Source organism: Streptomyces sp. NPDC017991 (assembly GCF_044328075.1).
Classification (GTDB): Bacteria; Actinomycetota; Actinomycetes; order Streptomycetales; family Streptomycetaceae; genus Streptomyces.
In genome coordinates, this window is record NZ_JBIRGP010000012.1 from 42743 (window position 1) to 69391 (window position 26649).

The window sequence follows — 26649 nt, forward strand, 5'->3', positions numbered from 1 at the left end:
TCGGCACCCCTCAAGTGCCGGTGACTCCGTCGATTCCCTCCCGGATCAGATCGGCATGACCGTTGTGACGCGCGTACTCCTCGATCATGTGCACCAGGATCCAGCGCAGCGAGACCCCCTGATGACCGACGTGCCCCGCATCCTGTTCGGACAGGCGGCCGGAGTCGTCCAGGGTCGCGTCGGCGATCAGCTCACGTCCCCGGGCGATCTCCGCCTGCCAGACGGCCAGCACGTCGTCCAGCCCCCGGCCCGGCTCAAGGGCGAAGCCGTCGTGATTGCCCTGCCCGAAGACAGGTGGTAAGTCCTGTCCTGCGAAGACGCGTTGGAACCAGTTGCGCTCCACCTCGGCCAGGTGCTGAACGAGGCCGAGCAGTGTCATCGACGAGGGCGCCGCCGCGGCCAGTCGTAACTGATCGTCTTTCAGGTGCGCGCACTTGAGGGTGAGAGTCGCGCGGTGGAAGTCCAACCACGCTTCCAGCATGGCGCGTTCGCCGGCGTGGGTGGGCGGGATGGGTCGTCCGTCCGGTGTCGTATGCATGTCCACACCCTCGCAGGGGTGGCTGTGGCCCCACAGCCCCGCGCCGGTCAGGAAACGGGTGCGAAGGCGACGATCGCGTCGACCAGGCCGCCCGGGGCTTCCAGCGGGATCAGGTGACCCGTGTGCGGGAGCACCACGAAGTCGGCCTCGGAGAGGTAGGGCACCAGGTGGTCGCGGAGCACGTCGACGGGCTCGACCCGGTCGTTCTCTCCGGCGACGACGAGGGTGGGGACGCTGATCTTGCGGGTGTGTTCGGTGATGTCCTCCGCGATCCCCCGTAGCGGCCACTCCGTGCGGGCGTCGTCGGCACCGGCACGTGAATCGGTCACGATCTGCGACTTGATCGACGCCGGCAGCTCGGTCGCCGTCAGGACGGCGTCCCGCGCACCGGCGACGGACTCGTCGGAGTCGTAGGCGCGGGACAGGCCCTCCCTGTACTCGGGAGTGATGGCCGCGGAGGGCTTCGCCGGACCGGGACCGACGAGGACCAGCCCACGGAGGCCAAAAGGGCGGGTCGCCGCGATCAGTTGCGCGACCTTCCCGCCCATGGAGTGGCCTACGAGGACATGGTCGGTGACGCCCGCCTCGGCGATCACGGCGAGCGTGTCGTCCGCGAGCCGTCGGAGCGTGTAGGGGCCCGGCAGACCGCTTGAGCGGCTCCACCCTCGGAAGTCGACCGTGAGTACGTCGCGCCCCGCGAGGCGGTCGGCGACGAGATCCCAGGTGCGGGCGGAACCGCCCCAGTAGTGCAGGAACACCAGGGCCGGTCCGGTTCCGGGACGGTGGTCGTAAGCGGGAAGCGGCGTCTGTGGTGTATCGATCATCGCGACTTCCTCGATCGGTGTGCTGAGGTGTGTCCTCCTGCATCGATTGAAGCTCCGTGGCCGCTCCAGGACATCGGCACGACTGGTCGCCCCATGGTGGAAACTGGACACGTGACCGCGATCCGACACATGACCTATCAGCCCGTCGGGGGCGACGCCGGCGCTGTCGAGACGATGACGTTCGACCGCCTTCGCGAGCTCAACGACGGCGGTACACAACGTGCCGACTTCCATGTCCTCGCGGTCGTCGACGCCGGGCGGGGATCCGTCACGGTCGACTTCCTGCGACACCCGCTCGGGGAGCGGTCCGCGGTGTGGGTCGCTCCGGGCGCGGTGCACCGATGGGACGACATCGCGGGTGTGGCAGGGCACGTCGTTCTGTTCACGCCGGCCGCGCCGGTCACCCACGCCACCCGCGAACTCGTCGCGTCTCCGGACCGGGTCGCACGGTGGCGCGTTCCCGACGCCGACTGGCCGTTCGTCGACGCCGCGCGGAGGCATCTCCTCCTCGAAGCATCCGCCCCGCCCTCGGACAGGGTGCCGGAGCTGCCCGAGATCCTGCTCTCCGCGCTCCTCACCCGGCTGCGGCCACCGTACGGTGGGGCGGGGACGATGAATCCGACGTTCCAGCTGTTCAGGTCCAGCGTCGAGGCGCACTTCCGGAAGCACCACGACGCCGCCTACTACGCCCGGGCTCTGGGCTACGCGCCCCGCACCCTTTCGAGAGCGGTGCGGCAGGTCACCGGCCGCACCGCGAAGGCGTACATCGTCGACCGGATCGTCCTGGAGGCCCGACGGCTCCTCGCGCACGACCGCCTCACAGCGGCCGGTTGTGCGCGCGCACTCGGCTTCCCCGACGCGTCCAACTTCTCGGTGTTCTTCCTGAACGCGACAGGTGTCCGCCCGGGTGCGTGGCAGGCAAGGGCCGCCGCCGACCGACGTCGCGCCTGAAATGCCCTGATATGCGCTTTTCCGTGAACCGTCCTAGCCTGGCGGATACCGCTCGGGGCGGTCGACGGCCGGTACAGCCGGCGGAGGGTGAGCTTCCATGGCTGAGCGACGTATACGGTCCGGGCTGGTCGGCGAGTTGTCGGCCGAGTTCGCGGGCACACTGATCCTCATTCTCTTCGGCTGCGGTGTGGTGGCCCAGGTGTCCGCGGGAGGCGCTCTCACGGATCCGGCGGGCGGCCTGGGTGACCACGACAGCATCGCCTGGGCATGGGGCCTCGGTGTCACCCTGGGCGTCTACGTGGCGGCGAGGCTGAGCGGCGCCCACCTCAATCCCGCGGTGACCGTCGCACTCGCCGCGTTCAAGGGATTCCCGTGGCGCAAGGTGGCTCCCTACGCGCTGGCCCAGACGGCCGGCGCCTTCGTGGCCGCGCTCCTCGTCCGCTGGAACTACAGCGAGGCACTGGCGAAGGCCGACCCCGGACACACCCTCAAGACGCAGGGCGTGTTCTCGACCCTCCCCGGCAACGGCAACCCCGCCCTTCCGGTCCACGAGTGGGGCGCGTTCCGTGACCAGGTCATCGGCACCGCCATCCTGCTCCTGCTGATCATGGCCATCACGGACATGCTGAACACGCCGCCGGGCGCGAACCTGGGCCCGTTCATCACCGGCCTGGTCGTGGTCGCGATCGGCATGGCCTGGGGGACGAACGCGGGGTACGCCATCAACCCGGCCCGTGACTTCGGACCGCGGCTGGCCAGCTTCCTCACCGGCTACGGCGGAGCGTGGCGAGATCAGTACGGGAACCTCTACTTCTGGGTTCCGATCATCGGTCCCCTGATCGGCGGGCTGCTCGGCGCGGGCCTCTACAAGGTCTTCATCAGCCGCTTCCTGCCGTCCGCGGAACCCGAGCAGCCGGGACGCGCCCCGGCATCCAAGGACTGACCCGACCGGCCGGAGAGGCGGAAACCCATGGCGGACTTCATCGGCGCGGTGGATCAGGGAACCACCAGCACCCGATTCATGATCTTCGACCACGGCGGCAACGAGGTGGCGAAGCACCAGCTGGAGCACGCCCAGATCCTGCCGCGTTCGGGCTGGGTGGAGCACGACCCGGTGGAGATCTGGGAACGCACCAACTCGGTGATCCAGAACGCCCTGCGCTACGGCGGTCTGACGGCGACCGACCTGGTCGCGATCGGTATCACCAACCAGCGCGAGACCACGGTGGTCTGGGATCCGCGCAACGGCCGCCCGTACTACAACGCCATCGTGTGGCAGGACACCCGCACCGACCAGATCGCGGCGGCCCTGGAACGCTCGGGGAAGGGCGACGTCATCCGCCGCAAGGCCGGGCTGCCGCCGGCCACGTACTTCTCCGGGGGCAAGATCCAGTGGATCCTGGAGAACGTCGACGGCGTACGCGAGGCGGCGGAGCAGGGCCATGCCCTGTTCGGCAACACGGACGCGTGGGTCCTGTGGAACCTCACCGGCGGGCCCGACGGCGGTATCCACGCCACCGACGTGACCAACGCCAGCCGCACCATGCTGATGAATCTGGAGACCCTCGACTGGGACGACGAACTGCTGGGCTTCTTCGGCGTCCCGCGGGCCATGCTGCCGGCCATCAAGCCCTCGTCGCACCCGGAGGCGTACGGTGTCACCCGCGCCTCCCGGCCACTGCGCGCGGCCCTTCCCATCGGCGGCGTGCTCGGCGACCAGCAGGCGGCGACCGTCGGACAGGTCTGCTTCGCGCCCGGCGAGGCGAAGAACACCTACGGCACGGGCAACTTCCTGGTGCTCAACACCGGCACGGAGCTCGTCCGTTCCGATCACGGACTGCTCACCACCGTGGCGTACAGGTTCGGCGACGAGCCGGTGGTCTACGCGCTCGAAGGCTCCATCGCGGTGACCGGCTCCGCGGTGCAGTGGCTGCGCGACCAGATGAAGATCATCAAGACCGCCGCCGAGAGCGAGGAACTCGCCCGGAGCGTCGAGGACAACGGCGGCATGTACTTCGTGCCGGCCTTCTCCGGTCTGTTCGCGCCCTACTGGCGCTCCGACGCACGCGGGGCGATCGTCGGGCTCGCCCGGTACAACGACAACGCGCACCTGGCACGAGCGACCCTGGAAGCCATCTGCTACCAGAGCCGCGACGTCGTGGACGCCATGGAACAGGACTCCGGGGTCCACCTCGACGTGCTCAAGGTCGACGGCGGGGTCACCGCCAACGACCTCTGCATGCAGATCCAGGCCGACATCCTCGGCGTCCCCGTGAGCCGTCCCGTCGTCGCCGAGACGACCGCGCTGGGCGCGGCGTACGCGGCGGGACTGGCCACCGGATTCTGGCGGGACACCGACGAACTGCGCACCCACTGGAACGAGTCGAAACGCTGGGAGCCGCAGTGGTCCGACGAGCAGCGCGCGGAAGGCTACGCGGGGTGGAAGAGGGCCGTGGAACGCACCCTCGACTGGGTGCGCGTCCCCTGACGGCGCGTGCGCGAAGCGCGGCATCGGCTCCGTCCGGTGCTCCGCTCCGCCGCCGCTGACCCCCGTTGACAGCGGCGACGGGCGAAGCCCCACAACAGGTTCGACTCCGTGTCAAAACCTGCGGCTGATCCGGTTGACCGGCCCGGCACGAAGGGGGGTCCGTCCGCCGGGCCGGCCAACCGGCTGCTCGAAGACTGCAAGAGCGACCTTGTGAAAACCTTGCCGGTCCTCCCGGCCCCGGCCCGGCCGTCCCCCGGACCTGCCTGTCGTCCCTGGGCCGAGCCGGGCTCACGGGGCGTACCGGAACCCTCACCATGACGGCACCACCGGCCCCGCATGTGTGGAATCCTGGGCAAGATCGGGGGAGTTCGTGAAAAGCAGAGCGGGCGATCGTGGGTGGGGACGTGGATCTTCGATTACTGGGCTCGTTGGAACTGTGGGCCGGTGACCGTCGCATCGAGCTGGGACCGCCCAGACAGCGCATGGTCCTCGCGGCGTTGGCGGCCAACGCGGGCCGGTTGATGACCGTGGACGCCCTGGTGGACCGGGTCTGGGACGACACCCCTCCCGACGCGGCCCGTTCGACGCTGTACTCCCATGTGAGCCGGGTCCGGCGCGTACTGGACGACGCGGTACGCGGCGAGGACGGGACGGCGGACCGTCCGCCGCTCCAACTGGCAAGGGTTTCAGGCGGCTACCTTCTGCGGGCGGCCGACGACAGCATCGACCTCCTGCGCTTCAGGGCGCTGGTGACCCGGGCCCGTGGTCTGCGTCCGGGTGACGCCGAGTGCGGCCGGCTCCTGCGGGACGCCCTCGACCTGTGGCGGGGCTCGCCACTGGCCGACCTGCCGGGTGCCTGGGCCGAGCGGACCCGGACGGCCTGGCTGAACGAACGACTGGAAGCCGCCCTCCAGTGGGCGCGGGCCGAGACCGCGACGGGACACGACGCGCAGGCGATCGGCCGGATGCGGGCCCTGTCCGACGAGTTCCCCCTGGCCGAACCCCTCGCCGCCCTGCTCGTCGGATCCCTGGCCCAGGCCGGCCGGACCGCCGAGGCCCTGGACCACTACGCCGAAGTCCGCCGCCGGCTGGCCGACGAGCTGGGTTCGGTCCCCGGGGTGGAACTGCGCACCGCCTACAGGGAGGCCCTGGGCGACCGCCCCCCGCCCGGCACCGGCACGGAGTCCGGCCCCGCTGCGGGCGGCACGCGGACCTCATCCTCGCGGCCCGCGCAACTTCCCTTCGATGTGCGGGCGTTCACCGGCCGCGAGGAACAACTGGGCGAACTCTCCCAGCACTTGCTCTCCGCCGAAGAGGGGGCCGACGCCACCAATACGGTCGTGGTGTCCGCCGTGTCCGGCACCGCCGGAGTCGGCAAGACCGCCCTGGCCGTCCACTGGTCCCACCGGGTGCGCGAGCAGTTCCCCGACGGCCAGCTCTACGCGGACCTGCGGGGCTACGACACGGACGAACCGGTGCACCCGGCCGAGATCCTCACCGGATTCCTCGTGGCCCTCGGCGTCCCGGGCCCCGAGATCCCGCTGCGGCCGGACGACCGCTCCGCCCGCTACCGCACCGAGCTGAGCGGGCGCCGCATGCTCATCGTGCTCGACAACGCCTCCTCCAGCGAGCAGATACGCCCGCTCCTGCCCGGCGCGACCCGGTGCAGGACCGTGGTGACGAGCAGGGACGTCCTCAGCTCCCTGGTGTCCCTGCACGGCGCCCACCGGCTCGTACTCGACGTGCTGCCCCCAGAGGACGCCGTACGACTGCTGAGCAGGCTCATCGGCCCCCGGGCCGCGGCCGAGCCACAGGCCGCGGCCGTCCTCGCCGAGCAGTGCGGACGGCTGCCTCTCGCCCTGCGTATCGCCGCCGAGCTGGCGCTCTCCCGTCCCGCGTCGCCGCTGAGCGCCCTCACCGCCGAACTGGACGACCGGCGGAGCCGGTTGGAACTGCTGGACTCGGACGACGATCCCCGGGCTGCCGTACGTGCCGTCTTCTCCTGGTCCTACGACCGCCTGCCCGTCGAAGCCGCCGCCGCCTTCCGGCTGCTCGGTCTGCACCCGGGACCCGATGTGGACGCGTACGCGGCGGCCGCCCTGTGCGGGCGCTCCGTCGCCGACACCCGGCGGACACTGGACCTGCTGGCCCGCAGCCATCTGATCCAGCCCACCCGCGCCGACCGTTACGGCATGCACGACCTGCTGCGGGTGTACGCGGCCTGGCAGGCCGAACGGCACGACGGGCCGGCCGACCGCGAGGCGGCGCTCGACCGTCTCCTGACCCACTACCTCGCGGCGTCCTGCGCCGCCATGGACGTACTGTTCCCGGCCGAGAGACACCTGCGGCCCCGGATCCCGGCCCCCCGGACCGAGCTGCCGCCGTTTCCCGACGCGACCCACGCCAAGGAGTGGCTGGCGGCCGAGCACACCGTGCTCACGGCGGTCACCGCGGCCGAGGCCGGGCGTGGCAGGGCCGAGCACGCCGTCGGCCTGTCCACCACCCTGCAGCGCCACTTCGACAGCCGTGGGCTCTTCACCGACGCGCTCGTCATCCACGGCAACGCCCTGCGTGCCGCCCGCGCGGCGGGCGACCAGCGGGGCGAGGCCGAGGTGGGCACCTCGCTCGGCACCACCCACCGAAGGCTTGCGCAGTACGACGAAGCGGTCCGGCACCACACGGAGTCGCTCGCCCTCTGCCGGCGGATCGGGCTGCCGGTGACCGAGGCCCGCAATCTCACCAACCTCGGTGTCCTGCACGAACTGCGCGGGCAGTACCGCGAGGCCGCCCAGCGGCACGGCGAGGCAGTCGTCCTCTTCCGGAAGGTCGGGGACACCGGCGGCGAGGCCGACACGCTCAACAACCTCGGCATCGTGCACGAACTGCTCAACGACTACGAGACCTCCGCGGAACAGCACCGGCAGGCGCTCGCCCTCTTCCGCTCCCTCGGCCATGCCTTCGGCGAGGCCAGCGCGCTGGGCAATCTCGGTATCGTGCTGTCCCGGCTCGACCAGCACGCCACGGCGGCCGAGCACTTCGAGCAGGCCCTCGCCCTGTTCCGGCGGCTCGGCCACCGCGGGGGCGAGGCGCACGCCCTCAGCAACCTCGGTGACGCCTACCACCGGCTCGGCCACCACCGGGAGGCGGCCACCCATCAACGGGAGGCTCTCGCCCTGTTCCAGCGGACCGGGGAGCGCTACGGCGAAGCGGGCAGCCTCAACGGTCTCGGCGAGGCCCTGCACGGCTCGGAGCAACCGGACGAGGCCGCGACCGCCCACCGCGCCGCCCTCGCACTGGCCATGGAGATCGAGGAGAAGGAGGAGCAGGCCCGCGCCCATATCGGCCTTGCCCGCATCCACCAGGACCGCGACGACCTGCCGACGGCCCGAGGACACTGGCAGGACGCGCTCGCCCTGTACAGCGCCATCGGTTCACCGCGCGCCGCGGGAGTGAGCGAGTCGCTGGCCGCCCTGGAGACACGACGGCAGGAGGACACGCACAGCCCTGGCTGCGCCTGATCCGTCGGCGATCATGACCGGTGGGGAGCGGTGGGCCGCGTTCAGCAGCGGCCTCCGCGGGAGGCACATTGACACCTGGGAGGGTGCCTCCCACAATGATCAGCATGACCTGGCACTGTTGCGACACGATGACGGGGCCTCTGCGCGTCCCGAATCGGTTCGGGTGCGAGCGCTCAGGCCGCTAGCGGGTTCCGCCCGGCCGTGACATCCACCGCGCCGCAGTGCAGTCGTGCTGGTCATTTCCCAGGTGACCGAGAGTATCCGGACATCCTTCTCGTCCTGTGCGCCTCCTGGTGGGGCGACGACGGATTCGTCCCTCAGCCCTCCACCGCACTCACGCGTTCGCGGCGCCCTTGACCACACGTCTCGCGCCTGTTGGCGACTGCCATCGAGCCATGCGAACGAGGAGCAACTTCATGACCGTGACCGTTCCACAGACCATCGTGCCGATCCTGCGCGAAGCCCACGTGCCGACGGGCGGTATCTACGAGGGTGTCCGCGAGCTGCGGCGCCTGCCCGAGGGCCGGCCGGCCCGCCCCTACGACCTCTTCGAGCTGATACCGCAGGGGAGCACGATCGGGGCCGAGATCCGCGGCCTCGACCTGTCCCGCCCACTGGACCCCGCGCTGCGCGAGGAACTCGACCGGGCCCTGCTGGAGTGGAAGGTGCTCTTCTTCCGCGCCCAGCACCTCACGTCCGAGCAGCAGAGCGGCTTCGCCCGCAACTGGGGTGAGCTGGAGACCAATCCCCTGCTCGCCCGCGGCTCCAGCGCGGACGTGGTGCGCTTCGACAAGGGGGCAGGCGCCACACCGACCTTCGAGAACGTGTGGCACGCGGACGTCACCTTCCGGGAGCGGCCCGCGCTCGGTGCCGTGCTCCAGTTGCGCGAGGTGCCGCCCTTCGGCGGAGACACCATGTGGGCGGACATGGCCGCCGCGTACGACAACCTCGCGCAGGAGGTGAAGGACCGTATCGACCATGCCACCGCCGTGCACGACTTCATCCCCGGCTTCGCCCGCTTCTACGGCCCCGAGCGGCTCGCCCCGTTCCAGGACGCCTTCCCGCCCGTGGAGCACCCGGTCGTCCGCACGCATCCGGAGACGGGCAGGAAGCTGCTCTTCGTCAACACCTCCTTCACCACGCACATCACCGGCCTGGCCCGCGAGGAGAGCGACCAGCTGCTGCGCCACCTCGTACAGCAGGCGCATGTTCCGGAGTACCAGGTGCGCTTCCGCTGGCAGGCCGGGGACGTCGCCTTCTGGGACAACCGGGCCACCCAGCACTACGCGGTGAACGACTACGGCTCGCACCGCCGTGTGGCGGAACGCGTCGCCATCGCCGGCGACCGCCCGTACTGAGCGGGGCGACCGACGGTACTGAGCGGGGAGAGCGCCTGTACCGGGCAAGGCGTGCGGCCCCTGGGCGAGAAGGGTCCAGGGGTCGGCGGCGAGTCCCATCGCACATGGTCTTGTCATGCACCTGTACAGATCTTCGGTGTCGTGCTGTCATGCCAACAACTGCCTTTTCCAACGTTGTACAGGCCGGGACGGCAAGCCGCCGGCCTTCCCTCCGTACGTGTACGTCCTTGCCCCCGACACCCAAGGAGTCACGATGCGCAGCACCACCCCGGCCCCGCACCCGTGGGCACGCTGGCTGAGACAGCGGGCGAGGCGTCTCACCACCGTGCTCGCCACCCTCGCGCTGGTCTGCACGGCCGCGCTGACCGCCACGGGCACCGTGCAGGCCGCACCGGCCGCGTGGACGCCCAAGCCCTCCCCCATGACCACCCCGTGGACCAACCAGGTATCGGTCGACAATCCGCTGCCGGAGTATCCGCGTCCGCAGCTCACCCGTCCCGACTGGGCCAATCTCAACGGCATCTGGGACTTCGCGGTCACCTCGGCGGACGCGGGCCAGCCCGCGTCGTTCTCCGAGCAGATCCGGGTGCCGTTCGTCGCCGAGTCGGCGCTCTCCGGGATCCAGCGCAGGATCACCCAGAACGACAAGCTCTGGTACAAGCGCACCTTCACGGTCCCGGCGGGCTGGAACGGCCGCCGCGTCCAGCTCAACTTCGGTGCCAGCGACTGGCGTACGACGGTCTGGGTCAACGGCAGCCAGGCCGGCGGCACCCACAGCGGGGGGTACGACTCCTTCTCGTACGACATCACGAGTCTGCTCAACGGCGGCACCAACACCGTCGTCGTGTCCGTCTGGGACCCCAGCCAGACGGGCATCGGGGCGGTCGGCAAGCAGCGCATCAGCGACGTGACCCCGCACCCCGGCGGCGGCATCTTCTACACCGCGGCCTCCGGCATCTGGCAGACGGTGTGGCTGGAGCCGACGGCAGCGGCGCACATCACGCGCCTCGACATGGTGCCGGATCTCACGAACAGCACCTTGAAGGTCACCGTCAGGGGCGACGGTGTCTCCGGGCAGAGCGCCAGGGTGACCGTGTCCTCCGGCTCGACCACGGTGGGCAGCGCGACCGGCGCGGTCGGCGGCACGATCACCGTGCCGATACCGAATCCGCGTCTGTGGACCCCCGAGGATCCGTTCCTGTACGACGTGAAGGCCGAGCTGCTCTCGGGTTCGACCGTCGTCGACTCCGTGGGCGGCTACAGCGGGATGCGCTCCGTGGGGGTCGCACGGGTCGACGGCGTCCTGCGTCCCGTCCTCAACGGCAAGTTCGTCTTCCAGACCGGCACCCTCGACCAGGGCTACTGGCCGGACGGCATCTACACCGCGCCGACCGACGACGCCCTCAAGTACGACCTGCAGAAACACAAGGACCTCGGCTTCAACATGGTGCGCAAGCACATCAAGGTCGAGCCGCAGCGATGGTTCTACTGGGCGGACAGGCTGGGGCTGCTGGTGTGGCAGGACATGCCCGCCATGGACACCCGCACCCCCGACAGCGCCGCCCGCACACAGTGGGAGGCCGAGTACGACCGGATCATCGACCAGCACCGCAGCTCACCGTCCCTGGTGATGTGGGTCGACCAGAACGAGGGCTGGGGGCAGTACGACCAGGCCCGTATCGCCGATCATGTGAAGGCGTACGACCCCTCGCGGCTGGTGAACAACATGAGCGGCATCAACTGCTGCGGCGCGGTCGACGGCGGCAACGGCGACGTCCTCGACCACCATGTCTATGTCGGTCCGGGCACCACCGTGCCCAGCGCCACCCGCGCCGCCGTCCTCGGCGAGTACGGCGGTCTGGGGTTCAAGGTCACCGGTCACGAGTGGTATCCGGGCGGCGGCTTCAGTTACGAGGACCAGGCGGACCAGGCCCATCTCGACAACCGCTTCGTGGGACTCCTCGACGCCCTGCGCGAGGTGCGGATGCCCGCCGGGCTCTCGGCCTCCGTGTACACGGAGATCACCGATGTGGAGAACGAGGCGAACGGCCTCCTCACCTATGACCGGCAGGTCGTCAAGGTGGACGCCGCCCGCGTCCAGGCCGCCAACCGCGCCCTCATCGACGCCTCCCGGGCCACGACCACCCCGGTCACCCTGCCCACGAACCAGTACAAGTCCCTGCGGGTGACCACGTCCGGCCACACCAACCGCTATCTGCGGCACCGCGACGGGGCCGCCTACACCGACGTGGTCGACGCGAACAGCGCCGCCCTGCTCAAGAGCGACGCCACCTGGAGGATCGTGCCGGGCCTCGCCAACAGCGCCTGCTACTCCTTCGAGTCGCGCAACTACCCCGGCCAGTACCTGCGTCACCGCGACTACCGCGTCTACAAGGAGTCGGGCAGCGGAGCCGTGTTCCAGGCCGACGCGACGTTCTGTGCCGTGCGCGGCACGAACGGCGGCGTCCGGCTGTCCGCGTCCAACTTCCCCGAGCAGTATCTGCGCCACTACAACGCCGAGTTGTGGCTGGCCACCCCCGGTGGCTCGCACACCTGGGACAACCCCGCCTCCTTCACCGAGGACACCACCTGGGCCGTCGAAGCACCCTGGGCCCCCTGACCGCACGCGGGGGACGGCGGCCGGACCGGCCACCGTCCCGTCCCGCGCTCACGAGGGCGCTTCGGCCGCCCGGTGCGGTTCCGCGGCCGGACGGCGCACGATCAGGCTCTCGACGGCGTACGACATCTCCTTGGTCCCGGCTTCGGGGCGAGGATGGTAGCGACCGGCGCTCACCGACAGGTTGACGATGAGGTGGGCGTGCCAGTTCTTCCCCACCCCGCGTCTGTCGGCGAAGATCTGCGCGCCGTTGAGCCACCAGACCACCGAGCGGGCGCCGAACTCCACCCTCAGGTCGACGTGACCGCCGGGACGCACGGCTTCGTCGTGGTGATAGCTGTGCCCGCCCCGCACATGGTTGGAGAACTCCAGCAGATCGGGGTTGTCGGGGTGGTACTCGAACACGTCGATCTCCTGGCCTCCGTCCCGCCAGGTCCAGATGGCCGGCCAGGCCCCCACCTCGGTGGGCAGGCGCACCCGTGCCTCCAGCACGTCCCCCGCGCGCACCACGAAGTCGTCCTCGCTCCCCTCGGTGGTGAGCAGGCCCGCACTCCACAGGCCGTCCTTGCGGCGCTTGGCGCGGAACGTGCCGCTACGGGAGTACTCCGGGTCGGAGACCAGGTAGTCCAGCTTGTTGTCGGTCGGATTGACCGGACCGCCCTCGGGATAGGCCCAGGAGCGGCCGGCCACCCACTGCCTTCGCGAACTGAAATCGGCTGTGAAGACGACGTCGGACACAGTCCGGCTCCTTGTGATGGAGGAACAGGGACACATGCGCGCAGTCTGTTTCTCCCCGGCCGGCCGGCGCTCATGCGCCGGCCGGTACCACCCGCCGTGCAAACAACCCGCCCGGGTGAACTCGCCCACCGCAGAAGGGGTCTCGGGCGGACAAGGGCCGTCGTCGGGCTAAGGACGGGCGGGCCGGCCGCCCCAGTCGAGGCGGAGCACGGCCAGGTCGTCGGAGTGCCGGCCGGCGTTCAGCGCATGGGTCTCCTTGATGAGGAGGTCGACATGGGCGGCCGGGTCCGCCGACGGCAGCTTCCCGATCAGCGCGAGCAGCCCCTCGACGCCGAGCCGCTCGTCCATCGCCCCGTTGTGTCCTTCGGTCAGGCCGTCGGTGTAGAGGGTCAGAGCGCCGGAGGCCGGGAGCGGGATGACCGTGGAGGGCCAGCTGTGGACTCCCGGGACTATACCCAGCGCGATGCCGTGCGCGGCGGTCACCTCCCAGGTCCCCTCGGGTGCGGTGAGAAGAGGTTCGTGGTGGCCGGCGAGGTGGAGGGTCGCGGTGGCGGCTTCCTGGTCGAGCGTGAGCAGGGTGCAGGTGGCGAACAGCTGCTGGCTGCCGCGTTCGGCCATGAGGATGCGTTCCATCAGGTGCAGCAGGTCGTCCCCGCGGTGCCCGCCGAGCACGAGGGAGCGCCAGGCGATGCGCAGGCAGACACCGAGTGCGGCGGCGTCGGGGCCGTGCCCGCTGACGTCTCCGACCACGGCGTGCAGCAGCCCGTCGTCTCCTTCGACCACGTCGAGGAAGTCCCCGCCGAGCAGGGCCATCGTGGCACCGGGCAGGTAGCGGGACGTCACTCTGACCGTGGAGGTGTCGAGGATCGGCTGCGGCAGCAGACCGCGTTCCAGACGGGCGTTCTCCTCCGCCCGCAGCTGAGCGGCCTGGGCCGCGGCGCTCGCCCGTTCGGTCTCGCTCCGGTAGACGGCGTAGCGCAGGGTCCGCTGCAGGAGGTCCGCCTCGACCTTGCCCTTGACGAGGTAGTCCTGGGCTCCGGCCGCCATGGCGTCGGTACCCGCCCGGTCCTCGGACAGCCCGGTCAGAACGATCACCGCGGTATGCGGGGCGAACCCCCGGACGGCGGTGACCGCGTCGATGCCCGACACGTCAGGCAGGTGCAGGTCGAGGAAGATGCAGTCGATCGGGGCGCCGGCCAGTTCGGTGCGCGCCTCGGCCAGCGTGGTCCGGGTGGTCAGCGTGAACCGCAGCCCGGTGTCGTGCAGGAGTTCCTCCACGAGCAGGGCGTCGCCCGGGTCGTCCTCGATCAGGAGAATGCGGTACATCGGCTTGTCGGAGGCCGCGCCCGTGGCGGCCGTCGTGGATCCGGTCATCGTGCCTGCTCCGCCTCCGCGCGGGTGGCCTCCGGTGTGGTGCCCGCGCCGGGGCTCTCCGGCGGCCGGGGCGCGAGGGTGAAGGTGATGCGGGCGCCGTCGTGGTAGGCCGGGTCGACGGAGATGGTGCCGCCGTGGAACTCGACGATCTTCTTACACATCGCGAGGCCGATCCCGCTGCCCGAGTAGGTGTCCTTGGTGTGCAGCCGCTGGAAGATCACGAAGATCTTGTCGGCGTACTCCGGGGCGATGCCGATGCCGTTGTCGGTGACGGTGAACCGCCACAGGTCGCCCTCCCGGTCCGCCGTGACATGGATCTTCGGCGTTTCGCCCGGGCGCCGGAACTTGACGGCGTTGCCGATCAGGTTCTGCCAGAGCATGCCCAGCTGGGTGGGGTCCGCCACCAGGGTCGGCAGCGGATCGTGGGTGATCATCGCTCCGGCCTCCTCGATACCGACGCTCATCGTGGACAGGGTCCGTTCCAGCACCTCGTCCAGGTCGACGCTCTGATGGGCGTTGTGCAGCCGCCCGACCCGGGAGAAGTCGAGCAGGTCGTTGATGAGGATCTGCATGCGGTTCGCCCCGTCGACCGCGAAGTCGATGTACTGGTCGGCACGGCTGTCGAGCTGCCCTCCGTAGCGCCGCTGGAGGAGCTGGGTGAAGCTGGAGACCTTGCGCAGCGGCTCCTGCAGGTCGTGGGAGGCCACGTACGCGAACTGTTCCAGCTCGGCGTTGGAACGCTGGAGGTCCGCGGTCTGCGCGTCCAACCGCAGCCGTGTCTCCTCGCTGAAGGCCAGTTCCCGCACGAGACGCCGGCGCATGAAGTCGATCTCGCTGCTGAGGCGCCGCAGATCCGCGGGGCCGGTGGGGGCGATGGGGTGCTCGAAGTCACCGCCGGCGATCGCGCGGGCGTCCGCGCCGAGCTGCTCCAGGGGCCTGTTGATGCCGCGGCGCAGCCCTTCGAAGATCAACGCCGTGAGGACGACGATGAGCACCGCGATGGCGCTGAACACCCAGTTGCGCAGGGCCATCGTGGACATCAGGTCGTCCCTCGCCTGAACACGGTCCGCACGCAGCCGTTCCTGCTGGCTGCTGAGGGCGGTACGAACATCGTCGAACAGGGCCTTGCCCTCCGCGGCCCGTTCGGTGGCCAGCGGTGAGGGTGAACCGGCCGGCTCGGCGGCGACGGGCCGGGCGATCCTCTCCTGCCACCTCGTCACGGCGTCCCGCACGGTCTTCAGGTCCTTCAGGCGTGCGGGGTTGGCCCGCAGCAGCGCGGCGAGCTGCTCACGGTTCGCCTTCTCCTCGGTCACCCCCTCCTCGTAGGGGGTGATGAAGGCCTTCGTGCCGGTGAGTCCGTAGCCGCGGATCCCGGTCTCCTGGTTGAGCACGGCCGCTTCCAGGCGTATCGAGACGGTCAGCGCGGGCGAGCGCACGTCCACGAGGTCGCTGCTGAGCGTTTCGGTCCGCCCCAGGACGTAGGCGCCCGCTGCCCCGAGCACGGCCAGAACCACCAGGGACGCGGCCACCCCTACACGAAGCCACCGCCTGGTCGTCCACGCGGAAAGCCCTCGCGTACGCGATTGCCTCTCATCGCCGGTCATTCTGTGGGCTCCTCGCTGTGACTGTCGCCTTGCTTGTTTGGCCAGCACACTTTAGAGGGCGACAACCCTTGTTGTCGCGGGCCTCCTCGGGGACCTAGAGTGCCGGGTATGCCAGGCAAGGACTTCGCACTGCGGATCACTCCGCAGGAGACCGCCACCATCGCGGACGCGACGGTCGGCGATCTTGCGCAGCGCCTCGCCCGCCGGCTGGTGGAAGCCCCGTCGTCCCCCGCATCGGACGACCCGGCACAAGCCCTGGCCCTGCTGCACGTGCTGGATCATCTCAAGCAGGCCAGTGAACGACTCCAGCAGGACGCGGCCGTGGCCGCCGCACGCGCGGGTGCCGGATACCCGCAGATCGGCGCCGCCTGCGGCATGACCCGGCAGGGAGCCCGGCGCCGCTGGCCCGGGCTCTTCCACCACTCCAACGAGAAACCCACGGAGCAACCGACAATGACCACCCCCGCCCGCCCCTTCGACGTCCTGCTCGTCGAGGACGACATGGCCGACGCCATGCTCATCGAGGAAGCCCTCTCCGAGCGCGGGGCCCGCAATCTGGTCCAGGTCACCGACGGAGTCGCCGCGCTGGAGCACCTGCGGACGCCGGGCACCCCGCGACCCGACCTCATCGTCCTCGACCTGAACATGCCGCGGATGAACGGCCGCGACCTGCTGAAGGTCCTCAAGTCCGATGACGACCTCCAGACGATCCCCGTGGTCGTCCTGACGACGTCCACCGCTCCGGACGACGTCACGGGCGCGTACAGCAGCCATGCCAACGCCTACGTGACGAAGCCCGTCAACCTCGACGAGTTCGAGCAGGCCGTCCAGAGCATCGACGCCTTCTACCTCGACACCGCCGCCCGGCCCCGCCCCTGAACCGTGGCACGCGTCACGACGGCCGGGCCAGATGGGCGAGCACCGTGCGCACGGCCCGGACCACGGCCTCGCGCGACTCGTCCGTCGGTTCGTCGGTCTCGAAGCCGTGGCGGCCGTGCGGGACGTCGATGATCTCGACCGGGGCGTTCGTCTCCTTCGCCGCGGTCTCGAACTCCCGGACCGTGGCGGCGATCTGCGGCGTCTCCAGGCCCGCCCGGGTGAGGACGACGGGCGGCAGGATTCCGGCGGCGGCGTGCAGCGCGCCGACCGGGCCGAAGCGCGGGCCGACCGCGCCCCAGCCCGGCAGCGGGGCCAGGATCGGGTAGGTGAGAGCCAGGCAGCGCAGCCACGGCGGCGGCGCGGTGATCCAGTCCGCGGCGAGCAGTCCGGCTCCGGAGAAGATCCACAGGGCGATGCGCTCCGGGTCCACCCGGGGGTCGGCCCGCAGCAGGTCGACCGCCTCCGCCACGTCGTCCGCCGCGCGCGCGTAGTCGGTGATGCCGTGCAGACGGTGCTCCACGACGGCGCCCACCGCGCCGAGGCTCGCCGTGTAGCGGGCGTAGCCGAGGTAGAACGGCGAGTCGCGCGGCGCCGGGACGAGGTCCGGGGGCACGGGCCCGCCGTGCACGAACAGCACCGCGGGCCGGGGGCCTCCCGCTTCTCCCTCTCCCCCGGTCTCCCCCGCTTCCGTCTCCGGCAGGTGCAGGTCCACCCTCCCCTTGCGTACCCGCGGGCGCTCCGCAGTGTCGAGCAGAAAGGGCCGGACGGACGAGGACTCGTCCTCGGGTACGGTCAGCCGGCGCCCCTCGTCGGCGGCCGCGCGGAGCAGTGTCCCGGCCAGTTCGTCCGGGCAGGAGAGCATCGGCCAGTGGCCGGTGGCCAGTTCGAAGAAGCCCACCTTCGGATCGGCCAGCTTCCGCAGGTGCGGCGGACCGGTGCGTACCAGCGCCTCGACCAGTTCCACGGTCGTCCCGCTGGCCGTGCACAGGATTCCGGTGGTGGGCACGGCCGCGGCGGCGCCGGTCAGTCGCAGGGGCCGGGTCAGCGTGCGCGGTGGCTGCGGGGCCGCCAGCCGGCTCAGCAGCTCCAGGTGCCGCGCCGACAGGCCCTCCGTGCTGCCCCAACGCTGCCAGTGCGCCGGCTCCGGTGGCGGGACCGGCCCGGTATCGCCGTCCGCGCGCAGTAGTTCATGGACCGACGGGTCCGGCACCAGGGCGAGAGCCGCGTCGCCGTCCTGCGGCATCCCGGCGTCCAGGTGCACGACCCGTGCGACCCGTTCCGGGCGGCGGTCCGCCGCACCCAGGACGGGGTGGATGGCGTAGTCGTGGCCGACCAGCACCACCTCCCCCGACGGATCGGGGGAAGCGGACGGACCGAGGGAATCGATGAGCCGGACCACGTCCTCCACATGCGTCTCCAGATCGGCCTCGGGCTGCGTGCTCAGCGACACCGGGTGCGCCGGGGCGCCCGACTCGCGCAGCCGCCCGACCACTTCGCTCCAGATCCGTCCGTCGGTGAACGGGCCCGAGACCAGGATGAACACGGACATCGGTACCTCCAGGGGGTTCATGGTGGCCGACCGTCCTGGTCGGCCACCGCCCTGGCTAACCTAGGAACTCCCCCTGAGGGAGGTTCAACCCTTGCCACCCGACGACACGAGCGGCATGAACGGCATGAACGGCATGAACGGCACCCTGAGCATCGGCGAACTCGCCGCGCAGGCGCGCACCACGGTCAAGACCGTCCGCTTCTACTCCGACCGGGGCCTGCTGCCCGAAGCCTCGCGCAGCAGCGGCGGCCACCGGCGTTACGGTTCTGAGGCGCCGGAGCGGCTGCGCATGATCCGCGCGCTGCGCTCGCTCGGCGTGCCCGTCCCGGAGATCGGGCGGGTCCTCGACCGCGGCGACACCCTGGAGGCCGTGGTGGTACGCCGGTTGGCCGACCTCGGCAGCGAACTCGCCGCCCTGCGCTGGCGCGAGGCCGCGCTGCGGGCGGTGCACGACGGCGACCCGGAGCGGCTCGCGGAGCGGCTGGAGCTGATCGGGGCGGTCGGTGTCCCGCCCAGCACCTCCGCCCTCGCGCACTACTGGCGCCGGGTGTTGCCGGTCCGCCTCTCCGCCCGGCTGCGGGGCGCCGTCACCGAGGCGGCCGTCCCGCAGCCCCCGGCCGACCCGGCTCCGGACCAGGTCCTCGCCTTCGCCCGCATCCACGCCTTGGCGACGGCCGCCAGCGATGGCTGCCTCGTGTCCCACCGGCCCGCCACCGCCGCACACCCGGACCTGCTCTACGACGGTCTGCACGAGGCGTACCTCCTGGTGGCCGCCGCCCTGCGCGTCGACCGCGCCCCGGGTCCGGGCGAGGCACTGGACTGTTACGTCGCCGCCCACGCCCGCGACTCCGGTACCCGGGACAGCCCCGCTTTCCGCCGCGCCCTCACGGCTCGCCTCGCCGTGGCGGATCACCCGGTGATGGCCCGCTACTGGCAACTGGCGGCGGAGTTGACGCCCGGTCCGACCCTCGGCGGGGCCGACCGCTGGCTCCGTGAGGCGTTGACCACGAGCGTGGCGGCGGCCTGATCCCCGTACGCCGTTGTGCTCCGCCGGCGGTACTGGCGCGGCGAGAGGCCGTGGGCCCTGCGGAATGCCTGGCTGAAATACGCCGGGCTGGTGCCCCCCGGGCCGCGATCGCGCGGATCGGGCGATCGGACAGGGCGGGGTCGGCCAGATCACGCCGGCACGGCTCCAGGCGGCGTTCGCGGATCCAGGCGGCGCAGGTGCGCCCTTCGGCGTGGAACGGCTTGTGCAGGTGGCGCAGGGAGATGTGGTGCGCGGGGGCGCGCCGATGGCCGACCCCGTGATCGTCGGACACATGACCGACTTGTTCATTCGAAGGCCTGGTTCGGCAACAGGCTGGCCGCCGCAAACGCCAACTCCCTAAGATGTATTCCCTGTTACGGATGCAGCTGGTGCCGATCGAGCCGGGGGAACCATGAACACCGACAGGCCGCTGTCCAAGAAGATCGACGCCACTGTTCCGACGGCCGCCCGCATGTACGACCACTATCTGGGCGGCAAGGACAACTACTCCGCGGACCGCGCCGCCTGCGAAGAGCTCGACAAGGTCGTGCCCAGCACCCGTCGGCTCGCCCTCAACAACCGGCGCTTCCTGCAGCGGGTCGTCCGGACGCTGGCGACGGACTACGGAATCCGGCAGTTCCTGGACCACGGATCCGGTCTCCCCACCCAGGACAACGTGCACCAGGTGGCGCAGAGCATCGACCCCGACACCCGCGTGGTCTACGTCGACAACGACCCCATGGTGCTCGTCCACGGCCGGGCGCTGCTGGAGCAGAACGACCGCACCGCGGTCATCCACGCGGACATGCGCAACACCGAAGAGATCTTCTCCCATCCCGACACCCAGCGTCTGATCGACTTCTCACAGCCGGTCGCCGCGCTGTTCAACTCGGTCTTCCACTGCATCCCCGACAGTGACACCGACGGCCCGCAGGCCGTGGTGGGGCGCGTCACCGAGCGGCTCGCGCCCGGCAGCTTCATGGTGATCTGCCAGTTGGTCAGCGAGGACGCCGAGGTCCGGGACTTCGTCACCGGCTTCATGGACCAGGCGACGCAGGGCCACTGGGGACGCGTACGCCAGGAGAAGGACGTGGCAGCACTGTTCGGCGGCATGGAGATCCTGGAGCCGGGACTGGTCGAGGTCTCCACCTGGCGCCCCGACAGTGAGGTGCGGACGCGGCAACTCTCGCAGGAATGGATCGAGTTCGGCGGCCTGGGCCGGCTTCCCTAGCAGTCGGGGGCCGTATCTAGTCGGGCGCCGTCTCAGTCGGACCCGTACCGCTGCTCCATCGTGGTCCGCAGCATCTCCAGGGAGTCACGTGGCGTCAATGCCTCGTCGGCCAGCCGGTCGAGCGTGAGCCGGTACTCCTCGGTCTCGTCGCGGTCCTCAAGGAAGTGGGCGCTTCTGATGTGCTCCAGATAGACGACGTCCGGCAGGTCGAGTCCGCCGAACCTCAGATAGGTGATCGGTATGGCGGGCGCCGAGGCGTTCGTGACGTCCAGGGGCACGATCTGCAGGACGACGTGGGGTCGCTGAGCCATGTCGACGAGGTGGGCGAGCTGCTCGCGCATGGCTTCCCGGCTGCCCAGTACCCGCAGCAGGACGGACTCGTCGATTACGGCCCACAGCTGCGGGGCGTCCTCGCGGTTCAGCAACTGGGCGCGGTGCATCCGCAGTTCGACCCTGCGGTGCACCTCGGCGGCCGGCGCGTTCGGCAGGCCCCGTTCCACCACGGCCCGGGTGTAGGCCGGCATCTGCAGCAGGCCGGGCACGTACTGGATCTCGAAGGTCCGGATGGCGGCGGCCGCTTCCTGGAGGCCAACCAGCCGCTCGAACCACTCGGGCATGAGGCGCTTGTCGTAACGCTGCCACCAGCCGGGTTCGCCGGCCCGGTGCAGCAGCTTGAGGAGCACCGAGCCCTCGTACTCGTCGGTGCCGTACAACCGCAGCAGGGCGCGTACATCGGTCTCGGACGGCGGCTTGCGGCCCTTGCCCGACTCGATGCGTGAGAGCTTGGCGCCGCTGAAGCCCAGGGAGCGCGCGGCCTGGTCCTGAGCGAGGCCGGCGTCCTCCCGGAATCCCGAGAGCTGGACGCCGACCAGCATCTTCAGCAGAGTGGGAGCCGGCTCGGAACGCTCCAGATAGGATTCGAGCCGTGCGACGCGCGGCGACTCGGCGACCATCTTCGACTCCCCCGCAACCCGGCACAAGGACGGCAACAGTATCGCACCGGACCGCGCGGCATCCCATCCCCCGTCAGGGGTCGGCGAGTTGGGCCGCTGAACGGCGGCTCACAGCAGATGGTCGAACTCGCCGTCCTTGGCTCCCGCCAGGAAGGCCGCCAGTTCGGCGGACGTGTAGACGAGCGCGGGCCCCTCGGGATCACGGGAGTTGCGCACGGCGACGCCCCCGTCGATCCGGGCGACCTCGACGCAGTTCCCCTCGGCATTGCTGTGCCGGCTCTTGGTCCAGCTGACGTCCAGCGAGCTGGCTCGCATCCCGTTCTCCACCTGTGGCACCGCGTCTCCTCGCCGTTCCCGTTGTTGCCCCGCCACCGAGTCGAGCCGGCAGCCCGGCAGCCCTCGACCTGGTGCCGTGCGTCTTCGGCCAAACTTCACGCAATTTCGCGTGCAATTGCACACGACCGTGTTCAGTGTGGATAATAACTGCAGCGCCGACAACCCCAGCCAGGGCATTGCGTCCTGACGTCACATCAGGGAGATGACGTGTTGTCACCTGCGCGTCCAGAACCCCCGTCGCTGCGGCCGACCGCATCGCCGGCAGGCGGCCTGGACAGGTTCACGGGACTTCCGGCGCGACCGCCTCTGATGGCCGGCGGGGCAGTCGTATCGGGATTCGACTACATCCGTGGACACCTGGGGCGCGGTACGTCCCTCCGGATCCCCGCTCCGGACGGACTCGCCCCCCTCGCCCTCCCACCGATACGACACGCCGGAAAGGCCTTACCCCATGCATAGCGTTCCGCCGCAGCAGCCGAGGACCGGGCAGCGAGGGCAAGAACTGGCCCGGACGGGAAAGGCGTCGACAACGCCGCTGACCGCCATGAGCCACATCTCCTGGAGCGAGATGCGGGACTCCACGGGCTGCGCGACCGCCATCCCCCTGCTCCTCAGCAGTGTCGCCTGGGGCGACGCGAAGACCGCGGCGACGGCCCTCAAGGAACTGCGAGAACGCGTCTGCCAGTACGGCTTCGTCGTGGAGCAGGCGACCGCCGCCACGGTCCCCTTCCTCTGGGAGCTCGCCCAGCTGCCCCAGGTGACCTGCCGGGCGCGGATCCTGCACCTGCTCAAGAACATCGCCGACACCCGGCAGTGGGAGAGCATCGCGGACGCCTACCCGAAGCTGCTCAACCACCGGGAGAACCCCGCCGTGTGGGAGCGTGCGGCGAGGGAGGCCGTCCATGCCCATCGGGGCGCGCTCGACGTGCTGGTGTCGGAGGACGACACGGAGATCGCGCACGCGACGACGGAACTCGCTCGCACGCTGGGCAGACAGACCTGCTGAACGAGCGGCTCGCTGTCCGGTCAGGTGTACTTCCGAGCCGCCTCGCGCCGCTGCCGCTTGCCCAGCGGGGCCTGTGAGAGGTCCTCCGCGGTGGACCGCAGGTTCTTGAAGCCGTATCCGTGTGCCGTCAGCCAGGCCTCGGCCGCCTTCTCGGCACGTTCGGTCGCGTCGAGGATGTCCTCCTCCTCTTCCCCCGCGTCCAGAAAGCGGAAGGTGAAGGCGGACCGTGCGGCGATGTCGTAGCTCAGGTGCCCTTCCGGGGTGAAGGCCGCGCGCAGCACGTCATGCGGGGCGGCGTCGGCCAGCAGGGCGGCCCGCTGATCGGCGCCGAGCCCGTCGAAGACGCCTCGAACGGTGATGCGGAAGGTACGAGTACTCATCGGGCGACCTTAACGAGCCGCGCGGGTGGCGTTCCACTGCATTTCTGCGCGCGTGCCCGCGAGGCCGGCGGACTCAGGAGGACTCCACCGCCGCCTTGATGCGCCGCCCGAAGGCAGGGGCGTCCTTACGCGCCGCGCCGGCCGCGAGGGGCAGCAGCAACTTGCCGACGCCGTGGCCCTCCAGCACGTTGAAGATACGGACGCGGGTTCCGCCGCTCGGCGCCGGCTCCAGGTCGTAACCGCCGTCGGCCGCGGTGACCAGGTTCCGTGACCGCTCGCTCCAGCGGATCCTGCTCGGGGAGACGAGTTCGGTGATCTCGAACTCCCGGCCCGTCTTCATGCCGGCGTCCTTGACCGTGCTGCGAAAGATCGTGCCGACAGCCGTCGGCCCTTCCGGCTTCTTCTCGATCTTCTGCACGCGGGGGCTGAACTTCGGATCGTTGGTGCCGGCGGCAAGGAAGGCGAAGACCTCGTCGATCGGACGGTCGATGTCGACAGTGGCCTCGAACTGGGTACCCATGAACGCTCCCGGGGATGGCGGTGGCCGGCGGCAGGAGGTCGGGCGCAGCCGAGGCCGCAGGTCCACACGTCAGAACAGGCGGCTCAACCATACGTCGCCGCACCCGGCTCCGCTGGCACGACAGGACGGGCATGTCCTTGTCATTTCTCTGGACAGCCGCCGTACGCCGTGCTGTGATGCCGCACGTCACCTTTCCAACGTTGTACAGCTGCGGTTCCGCCGCTCACGGCCGACGCCCGCCCGTCCTTCCCGGCAGCCGTCCGTGGCCACTTCCTCTCCCCCAACAGGAAGCAGTGACATGCCGATCAACAGACGCCACCTGCTGCGCACCGGCAGCCTCGCGCTCGGTGCGGGCACACCCCTGATGAACACCGGACCCGTCGCCGCCGCCACACCCCGGGTGACCGCCGCGGCGGCCGACGACGTGGCCGCCGACGCCTTCCTCCGGCTGAGACCGGGCAGCATCGTCCCGCGTGGCTGGCTGGCCGGTCAGCTGCGGCTCCAACTGGACGGACTCTGCGGGCGTCTCACCGAGAAGTCCCACTTCCTGGACTTCGCCACGAGCGGCTGGGTCCATCCCGAGAACAACGCCTGGGAGGAACTGCCGTACTGGCTGCGCGGTTACGTGCCGCTGGCCGTCGCCACCCGCGACGCCGTCGCGCTGGACCGGGCGCGGCGCTGGATCGACGCGATTCTCGCCACCCAGCAGAGCGACGGCTTCTTCGGACCGCGCGCGCTGCGGACCGCACTCAACGGCGGACCCGACTTCTGGCCCTTCCTCCCGCTCCTGCAAGCGCTGCGCAGCTTCGAGGAGTTCACCGGGGACACCCGCGTCGCCCCCTTCCTCACCAGGTTCCTCCGGTACATGAACACGCAGGGCAAGGGCGCCTTCGACACCAGCTGGGTGTCGCAGCGGTGGGGCGACTGCATGGACATCGCCCTGTGGCTGCACCGCCGGACGCCCGAGCCCTTCCTCCTCGACCTGGTCGACAAGATGCACACATGGGGTGCCGACTGGACCGGCGCGCTGCCGAACGCCCACAACGTCGACATCGCGCAGGGTTTTCGCGAACCGGCCCAGTACGCGCAGCGCTCCGGCTCGGCGGAGCACACTCGCGCCAGCTACCGCACGTACGCGGAACTCCTCGCGGCGCACGGTCAGTTCGCCGGTGGGGGCTTCGCGGGCGACGAGAACATCCGGCCCGGTTTCGGCGATCCCCGGCAGGGCTTCGAGACCTGCGGCGTCGTCGAGTTCATGGCCAGCCACGAACTGCTCACGCGCGTCACCGGCGATCCGCTCTGGGCGGACCGGTGCGAGGAGCTGGCCTTCAACATGCTGCCCGCGTCCCTGGACCCCGAGGGCAAGGGAGTGCACTACGTGACCAGCGCCAACAGTGTCGATCTGGACAACTCCCGCAAGACGCAGGGGCAGTTCCAGAACGGCTTCGCCATGCAGTCCTTCCAGCCCGGTATCGACCAGTACCGCTGCTGTCCGCACAACTACGGCATGGGATGGCCCTACTTCGCCGAGGAACTCTGGCTCGGCACACCGGACGGCGGTCTCGCCGCGGCCATGTACGCGGCCTGCCGGGTCACGACAGAGGTCGCAGGGGGCACGACGGTCACCCTCACCGAGACCACCGACTACCCGTTCGGCGAGACGGTCGACTTCGTCGTCTCGGCTCCGCGTTCCGTCCGCTTCCCACTCCTGCTGCGGATACCCGGCTGGTGCGCGGCGCCCCGCCTCCAGGTCAACGGGAAGAGCGTGCCGGCGCGGGGCGGACCGGCTTTCGTACGGGTGGAACGCACATGGGCCGACGGCGACCGTGTCTCCCTGCGTCTGCCGCAGAGCACGACCGTGCACACCTGGCCCGGCAACCGGGACTCGGTCGGTGTGAGCCACGGTCCGCTCAGCTACGCACTGCGCATCGGTGAGAGATACGCCCGCTACGGCGGCGACACGGCCTTCCCCGAGTACGAGGTACATGCCACGACCCCCTGGAACTACGGGCTGGTGCCCGGCGGGAGTCTGGTGGTGCACCGCGTTCCGGGACCGGTCCCCGCGAATCCGTTCACGCAGTCGGCCGTCCCCGTCTCGATCACGGCGGAGGCACGCCGGGTCCCCGAGTGGATCGCCGACGACGAGCATGTGGTGGCTCCGCTCCAGCAGAGCCCGGCCCGGTCCTCTGGTGCGGTGGAGCAGGTCACGCTGATCCCCATGGGCGCGGCCCGGCTCCGCATCGCGTCCTTTCCGACCGCCTCCCCCGACGGCACACCCTGGCAGCCCGAGGCCCCGTACCGGCGGATCCGTAACAAGCACAGCGGGAAGGTGCTCGCCGTGGAGGGCATGTCCACCGGGAACAGCGCCCATGTGGTGCAGTTCGACAACTCGGGGACCGGGGACCATGCCTGGCAGGTCCTGGGCCGGGACGACGGGTGGTCCCTTGTCCGCAACGGCCACAGCGGGAAGGTCCTGGGCGTCGACCTCATGTCCACGCAGAACAGCGCGCACGTCGTGCAGTTCGAGGACAACGGGACAGACGACCACCTGTGGCAGTTCGCCGACGCGGGGAACGGCTGGTTCCTGATCCGCAACAAGCACAGCGGGAAGGTCCTGGGAGTGGACGGCATGTCGACGCAGAACAGCGCCCATGTCGTCCAATTCGAGGACAACGGCACCGACGACCACCTGTGGCAGTTCGCCTGACCTGGACCCCCGGCCGATACCGAGCGGTTCAAAAGAGAACCGCTCGGCTCC

General features: G+C 70.4%; 21 protein-coding genes. 11 read left to right on the top strand and 10 right to left on the bottom strand.

Going from position 1 to position 26649, the window contains the following annotated elements; all coding sequences use genetic code 11:
• Positions 1–10: 10 nt before the first annotated feature.
• Together ACH4DZ_RS31020 and ACH4DZ_RS31025 are read right to left on the bottom strand one after the other, a co-directional pair.
• Positions 11–538 (bottom strand): DinB family protein, encoded by a 528-nt coding sequence (locus tag ACH4DZ_RS31020; RefSeq protein ID WP_398290716.1) that lies wholly within the window; start codon positions 536–538, stop codon positions 11–13.
• A gap of 47 nt (positions 539–585) precedes the next feature.
• The gene (locus tag ACH4DZ_RS31025) at positions 586–1362 is read right to left on the bottom strand and encodes an alpha/beta fold hydrolase (protein ID WP_398290717.1); all 777 of its coding nucleotides are present in this window, start codon (positions 1360–1362) and stop codon (positions 586–588) included.
• A gap of 111 nt (positions 1363–1473) precedes the next feature.
• On the opposite strand from ACH4DZ_RS31025, the gene ACH4DZ_RS31030 reads away from it, so the two are divergent.
• The 6 genes from ACH4DZ_RS31030 to ACH4DZ_RS31055 all read left to right on the top strand — a co-directional run bounded on the left by ACH4DZ_RS31030 (position 1474) and on the right by ACH4DZ_RS31055 (position 12297).
• Positions 1474–2313 (top strand): helix-turn-helix domain-containing protein, encoded by an 840-nt coding sequence (locus tag ACH4DZ_RS31030; protein WP_398290718.1) that lies wholly within the window; start codon positions 1474–1476, stop codon positions 2311–2313.
• A gap of 97 nt (positions 2314–2410) precedes the next feature.
• Positions 2411–3256, top strand: a complete 846-nt coding sequence (locus tag ACH4DZ_RS31035) for an MIP/aquaporin family protein (protein WP_398290719.1) — start codon at positions 2411–2413, stop codon at positions 3254–3256.
• Positions 3257–3283: 27 nt separating this feature from the next.
• A complete protein-coding gene (glpK, locus tag ACH4DZ_RS31040; RefSeq protein WP_398290720.1) occupies positions 3284–4801 on the top strand; it encodes a glycerol kinase GlpK in 1518 nt (505 codons plus the stop codon).
• 404 nt (positions 4802–5205) lie between these two features.
• A complete protein-coding gene (locus ACH4DZ_RS31045; RefSeq protein WP_398290721.1) occupies positions 5206–8319 on the top strand; it encodes an AfsR/SARP family transcriptional regulator in 3114 nt (1037 codons plus the stop codon).
• Between the two features lie 416 nt (positions 8320–8735).
• Positions 8736–9677: a TauD/TfdA dioxygenase family protein gene (locus ACH4DZ_RS31050; protein WP_398290722.1), complete on the top strand. Its 942-nt coding sequence runs from the start codon at positions 8736–8738 to the stop codon at positions 9675–9677.
• Positions 9678–9930: 253 nt separating this feature from the next.
• Positions 9931–12297 carry an AbfB domain-containing protein gene (locus ACH4DZ_RS31055; protein ID WP_398290723.1) on the top strand — a complete coding sequence of 789 codons (2367 nt, stop codon included), beginning with the start codon at positions 9931–9933 and terminating at the stop codon, positions 12295–12297.
• Positions 12298–12345: 48 nt separating this feature from the next.
• On the opposite strand, the gene ACH4DZ_RS31060 is transcribed toward ACH4DZ_RS31055, so the two are convergent.
• The 3 genes from ACH4DZ_RS31060 to ACH4DZ_RS31070 form a co-directional block, all read right to left on the bottom strand.
• Positions 12346–13032, bottom strand: a complete 687-nt coding sequence (locus ACH4DZ_RS31060; RefSeq protein ID WP_398290724.1) for a beta-glucanase — start codon at positions 13030–13032, stop codon at positions 12346–12348.
• A gap of 168 nt (positions 13033–13200) precedes the next feature.
• Positions 13201–14406, bottom strand: a complete 1206-nt coding sequence (locus ACH4DZ_RS31065) for a PP2C family protein-serine/threonine phosphatase (RefSeq protein WP_398290725.1) — start codon at positions 14404–14406, stop codon at positions 13201–13203.
• Entirely contained in the window at positions 14403–16010 is a 1608-nt protein-coding gene (locus ACH4DZ_RS31070) for an ATP-binding protein (protein WP_398290726.1), read from the bottom strand. Before ACH4DZ_RS31070 ends, ACH4DZ_RS31065 begins: the two co-directional genes overlap by 4 nt.
• Positions 16011–16118: 108 nt before the next feature.
• Here ACH4DZ_RS31070 and ACH4DZ_RS31075 point away from each other — a divergent pair, with 108 nt between their 5' ends.
• On the top strand, positions 16119–16889 hold the full coding sequence (locus ACH4DZ_RS31075; protein WP_398290727.1) for a response regulator: 771 nt from the start codon (positions 16119–16121) through the stop codon (positions 16887–16889).
• 13 nt (positions 16890–16902) lie between these two features.
• Here ACH4DZ_RS31075 and ACH4DZ_RS31080 read toward each other — a convergent pair whose 3' ends face one another.
• The gene (locus ACH4DZ_RS31080) at positions 16903–18438 is read right to left on the bottom strand and encodes an alpha/beta hydrolase (protein WP_398290728.1); all 1536 of its coding nucleotides are present in this window, start codon (positions 18436–18438) and stop codon (positions 16903–16905) included.
• A gap of 91 nt (positions 18439–18529) precedes the next feature.
• Between ACH4DZ_RS31080 and ACH4DZ_RS31085 the strand changes: the two genes are divergently transcribed.
• Together ACH4DZ_RS31085 and ACH4DZ_RS31090 are read left to right on the top strand one after the other, a co-directional pair.
• On the top strand, positions 18530–19465 hold the full coding sequence (locus ACH4DZ_RS31085) for a MerR family transcriptional regulator (RefSeq protein ID WP_398290729.1): 936 nt from the start codon (positions 18530–18532) through the stop codon (positions 19463–19465).
• A 412-nt stretch (positions 19466–19877) separates the two neighbouring features.
• Positions 19878–20696 (top strand): SAM-dependent methyltransferase, encoded by an 819-nt coding sequence (locus ACH4DZ_RS31090; protein ID WP_398290730.1) that lies wholly within the window; start codon positions 19878–19880, stop codon positions 20694–20696.
• A 32-nt stretch (positions 20697–20728) separates the two neighbouring features.
• On the opposite strand, the gene ACH4DZ_RS31095 is transcribed toward ACH4DZ_RS31090, so the two are convergent.
• Both ACH4DZ_RS31095 and ACH4DZ_RS31100 read right to left on the bottom strand, forming a co-directional pair.
• Positions 20729–21649 (bottom strand): helix-turn-helix domain-containing protein, encoded by a 921-nt coding sequence (locus tag ACH4DZ_RS31095; protein WP_398290731.1) that lies wholly within the window; start codon positions 21647–21649, stop codon positions 20729–20731.
• Between the two features lie 108 nt (positions 21650–21757).
• Positions 21758–21985 carry a DUF397 domain-containing protein gene (locus ACH4DZ_RS31100; protein ID WP_398290732.1) on the bottom strand — a complete coding sequence of 76 codons (228 nt, stop codon included), beginning with the start codon at positions 21983–21985 and terminating at the stop codon, positions 21758–21760.
• A 451-nt stretch (positions 21986–22436) separates the two neighbouring features.
• Between ACH4DZ_RS31100 and ACH4DZ_RS31105 the strand changes: the two genes are divergently transcribed.
• A complete protein-coding gene (locus ACH4DZ_RS31105) occupies positions 22437–22991 on the top strand; it encodes a hypothetical protein (RefSeq protein WP_398290733.1) in 555 nt (184 codons plus the stop codon).
• Between the two features lie 20 nt (positions 22992–23011).
• On the opposite strand, the gene ACH4DZ_RS31110 is transcribed toward ACH4DZ_RS31105, so the two are convergent.
• Both ACH4DZ_RS31110 and ACH4DZ_RS31115 read right to left on the bottom strand, forming a co-directional pair.
• Positions 23012–23371 (bottom strand): DUF6204 family protein, encoded by a 360-nt coding sequence (locus ACH4DZ_RS31110; protein ID WP_398290734.1) that lies wholly within the window; start codon positions 23369–23371, stop codon positions 23012–23014.
• A gap of 73 nt (positions 23372–23444) precedes the next feature.
• A complete protein-coding gene (locus ACH4DZ_RS31115; protein ID WP_398290735.1) occupies positions 23445–23891 on the bottom strand; it encodes an SRPBCC family protein in 447 nt (148 codons plus the stop codon).
• Positions 23892–24189: 298 nt separating this feature from the next.
• Here ACH4DZ_RS31115 and ACH4DZ_RS31120 point away from each other — a divergent pair, with 298 nt between their 5' ends.
• Positions 24190–26598 carry a beta-L-arabinofuranosidase domain-containing protein gene (locus ACH4DZ_RS31120; RefSeq protein ID WP_398290736.1) on the top strand — a complete coding sequence of 803 codons (2409 nt, stop codon included), beginning with the start codon at positions 24190–24192 and terminating at the stop codon, positions 26596–26598.
• Positions 26599–26649 lie beyond the last annotated feature (51 nt).

What these genes read in the sequence shown, in the direction of transcription:
- ACH4DZ_RS31080 (WP_398290728.1), bottom strand. Translation starts at nt 18,438, where the DNA reads ATGTCCGTGTTCATCCTGGTCTCGGGCCCGTTCACCGACGGACGGATC.
- ACH4DZ_RS31110 (WP_398290734.1), bottom strand. Translation starts at nt 23,371, where the DNA reads ATGAGTACTCGTACCTTCCGCATCACCGTTCGAGGCGTCTTCGACGGG.
- glpK (WP_398290720.1), top strand. Translation starts at nt 3,284, where the DNA reads ATGGCGGACTTCATCGGCGCGGTGGATCAGGGAACCACCAGCACCCGA.
- ACH4DZ_RS31115 (WP_398290735.1), bottom strand. Translation starts at nt 23,891, where the DNA reads ATGGGTACCCAGTTCGAGGCCACTGTCGACATCGACCGTCCGATCGAC.
- ACH4DZ_RS31070 (WP_398290726.1), bottom strand. Translation starts at nt 16,010, where the DNA reads ATGACCGGCGATGAGAGGCAATCGCGTACGCGAGGGCTTTCCGCGTGG.
- ACH4DZ_RS31065 (WP_398290725.1), bottom strand. Translation starts at nt 14,406, where the DNA reads ATGACCGGATCCACGACGGCCGCCACGGGCGCGGCCTCCGACAAGCCG.
- ACH4DZ_RS31050 (WP_398290722.1), top strand. Translation starts at nt 8,736, where the DNA reads ATGACCGTGACCGTTCCACAGACCATCGTGCCGATCCTGCGCGAAGCC.
- ACH4DZ_RS31120 (WP_398290736.1), top strand. Translation starts at nt 24,190, where the DNA reads ATGCCGATCAACAGACGCCACCTGCTGCGCACCGGCAGCCTCGCGCTC.
- ACH4DZ_RS31020 (WP_398290716.1), bottom strand. Translation starts at nt 538, where the DNA reads ATGCATACGACACCGGACGGACGACCCATCCCGCCCACCCACGCCGGC.
- ACH4DZ_RS31055 (WP_398290723.1), top strand. Translation starts at nt 9,931, where the DNA reads ATGCGCAGCACCACCCCGGCCCCGCACCCGTGGGCACGCTGGCTGAGA.
- ACH4DZ_RS31095 (WP_398290731.1), bottom strand. Translation starts at nt 21,649, where the DNA reads ATGGTCGCCGAGTCGCCGCGCGTCGCACGGCTCGAATCCTATCTGGAG.
- ACH4DZ_RS31035 (WP_398290719.1), top strand. Translation starts at nt 2,411, where the DNA reads ATGGCTGAGCGACGTATACGGTCCGGGCTGGTCGGCGAGTTGTCGGCC.
- ACH4DZ_RS31075 (WP_398290727.1), top strand. Translation starts at nt 16,119, where the DNA reads ATGCCAGGCAAGGACTTCGCACTGCGGATCACTCCGCAGGAGACCGCC.
- ACH4DZ_RS31105 (WP_398290733.1), top strand. Translation starts at nt 22,437, where the DNA reads ATGCATAGCGTTCCGCCGCAGCAGCCGAGGACCGGGCAGCGAGGGCAA.
- ACH4DZ_RS31025 (WP_398290717.1), bottom strand. Translation starts at nt 1,362, where the DNA reads ATGATCGATACACCACAGACGCCGCTTCCCGCTTACGACCACCGTCCC.
- ACH4DZ_RS31090 (WP_398290730.1), top strand. Translation starts at nt 19,878, where the DNA reads ATGAACACCGACAGGCCGCTGTCCAAGAAGATCGACGCCACTGTTCCG.